Below are 2980 nucleotides of genomic sequence, written 5' to 3' on the forward strand. Positions count from 1 at the left end.
TTGGTTAAGTTAGAAAGGGCGCACGGTGAATGCCTTGGCACTAGGAGCCGAAGAAGGACGCGACGAACGGCGAAACGCCTCGGGGAGCTGTAAGTAAGCTTTGAACCGGGGATATCCGAATGGGGGAACCCATCATCCGTAATGGGATGATACCCGTATCTGAATCTATAGGATACGAGGAGGCAGACCTGGGGAACTGAAACATCTAAGTACCCAGAGGAAGAGAAAGCAAATGCGATTTCCCGAGTAGCGGCGAGCGAAACGGAAACAGCCCAAACCAAGAGGCTTGCCTCTTGGGGTTGTAGGACGTCTCATACGGAGTCAAAAAAGAAGAGCATAAGTGAAGCGATCTGGAAAGATCCATCAGAGAGGGTAACAATCCCGTAGCTGAAATGCCCTTCTCTCCGAGACGGATCCTGAGTACGGCGGGACACGTGAAACCCCGTCGGAATCCGGGAGGACCATCTCCCAAGGCTAAATACTCCCTAGTGACCGATAGTGAACCAGTACCGTGAGGGAAAGGTGAAAAGCACCCCGGGAGGGGAGTGAAAGAGATCCTGAAACCGTGTGCCTACAACTAGTTGGAGCCCGTTTATGGGTGACAGCGTGCCTTTTGTAGAATGAACCGGCGAGTTACGATATGTTGCAAGGTTAAGCTGATGAGGCGGAGCCGTAGCGAAAGCGAGTCTGAATAGGGCGCATCAGTAGCATGTCGTAGACCCGAAACCGTGTGATCTACCCATGTCCAGGGTGAAGTTCAGGTAACACTGAATGGAGGCCCGAACCCACGCACGTTGAAAAGTGCGGGGATGAGGTGTGGGTAGGGGTGAAATGCCAATCGAACTCGGAAATAGCTGGTTCTCCCCGAAATAGCTTTAGGGCTAGCCTCGAGGGAAGAGTGTTGGAGGTAGAGCACTGATTGGACTAGGGGTCCCCACAGGATTACCGAATTCAGTCAAACTCCGAATGCCAATCACTTATCCTCGGGAGTCAGACTGCGAGTGCTAAGATCCGTAGTCAAGAGGGAAACAGCCCAGACCATCAGCTAAGGTCCCCAAGTATACGTTAAGTGGAAAAGGATGTGGAGTTGCCCAGACAACCAGGATGTTGGCTTAGAAGCAGCCACCATTTAAAGAGTGCGTAATAGCTCACTGGTCGAGTGACTCTGCGCCGAAAATGTACCGGGGCTAAACGTATCACCGAAGCTATGGATTGACACCGTTAGGTGTCAGTGGTAGGGGAGCGTTCTGCGTGCAGCGAAGTCAGACCGAGAGGACTGGTGGAGCGCGCAGAAGTGAGAATGCCGGTATGAGTAGCGAATGAGGGGTGAGAATCCCCTCCGTCGAAAGCCCAAGGTTTCCTGAGGAAGGCTCGTCCGCTCAGGGTCAGTCGGGACCTAAGCCGAGGCCGAAAGGCGTAGGCGATGGACAACAGGTAGACATTCCTGTACCACCTCCTCACCGTTTGAGCAATGGGGGGACGCAGAAAGGTAGGGTAAGCGCGCTGATGGATATGCGCGTCCAAGCAGGTAGGCTGGAAAGTAGGCAAATCCGCTTTCCATAAGGCTGAACTGTGATGGCGAGGGAAATTTTAGTACCGAAGTTCCTGATCCTACACTGCCAAGAAAAGCCTCTAGCGAGGTGTGAGGTGCCCGTACCGCAAACCGACACAGGTAGGCGAGAAGAGAATTCTAAGACGCTCGGGAGAACTCTCGTTAAGGAACTCGGCAAAATGACCCCGTAACTTCGGGAGAAGGGGTGCTCTGATAGGGTGCAAGCCCGAGAGAGCCGCAGTGAAAAGATCCAAGCGACTGTTTAGCAAAAACACAGGTCTCTGCGAAGCCGCAAGGCGAAGTATAGGGGCTGACACCTGCCCGGTGCTGGAAGGTTAAGAGGAGGGGTTATCCTTTTAGGAGAAGCTCTGAATTGAAGCCCCAGTAAACGGCGGCCGTAACTATAACGGTCCTAAGGTAGCGAAATTCCTTGTCGGGTAAGTTCCGACCCGCACGAATGGTGTAACGATTTGGATACTGTCTCAACGAGAGACCCGGTGAAATTATAGTACCTGTGAAGATGCAGGTTACCCGCGACAGGACGGAAAGACCCCATGGAGCTTTACTGTAGCTTGATATTGGATGTTGGTACAGTTTGTACAGGATAGGTAGGAGCCTGAGAACCCGGAGCGCCAGCTTCGGTGGAGGCGTCGGTGGGATACTACCCTGACTGTGCTGACATTCTAACCTCGAACCGTGATCCGGTTCAGGGACAGTGTCAGGTGGGCAGTTTGACTGGGGCGGTCGCCTCCTAAACAGTAACGGAGGCGCCCAAAGGTTCCCTCAGAATGGTTGGAAATCATTCGTAGAGTGCAAAGGCATAAGGGAGCTTGACTGCGAGACCTACAAGTCGAGCAGGGACGAAAGTCGGGCTTAGTGATCCGGTGGTTCCGCATGGAAGGGCCATCGCTCAACGGATAAAAGCTACCCTGGGGATAACAGGCTTATCTCCCCCAAGAGTCCACATCGACGGGGAGGTTTGGCACCTCGATGTCGGCTCATCGCATCCTGGGGCTGAAGTAGGTCCCAAGGGTTGGGCTGTTCGCCCATTAAAGCGGTACGCGAGCTGGGTTCAGAACGTCGTGAGACAGTTCGGTCCCTATCCGTCGCGGGCGCAGGAAATTTGAGAGGAGCTGTCCTTAGTACGAGAGGACCGGGATGGACACACCGCTGGTGTACCAGTTGTTCCGCCAGGAGCATAGCTGGGTAGCTACGTGTGGACGGGATAAGTGCTGAAAGCATCTAAGCATGAAGCCCCCCTCAAGATGAGATTTCCCATGGAGTTAATCCAGTAAGACCCCTTAGAGATGATGAGGTTGATAGGTCTGGTGTGGAAGCGTGGCGACACGTGGAGCTGACAGATACTAATCGGTCGAGGACTTATCCAAGCAATTCTTGATACTTGTACAATCATGATCTAGTTTTGAA

The 2980-nt window shown here is 53.2% G+C and carries 1 rRNA gene; it reads left to right on the forward strand.

Annotated features, from left to right (window positions below):
- Window positions 1-2: 2 nt before the first annotated feature.
- Window positions 3-2940 (forward strand): 23S ribosomal RNA (locus M3212_RS21500).
- Window positions 2941-2980 lie beyond the last annotated feature (40 nt).

This window comes from Halalkalibacter oceani (genome assembly GCF_023715705.1).
Lineage (GTDB): Bacteria > Bacillota > Bacilli > Bacillales > Bacillaceae_D > Halalkalibacter > Halalkalibacter oceani_A.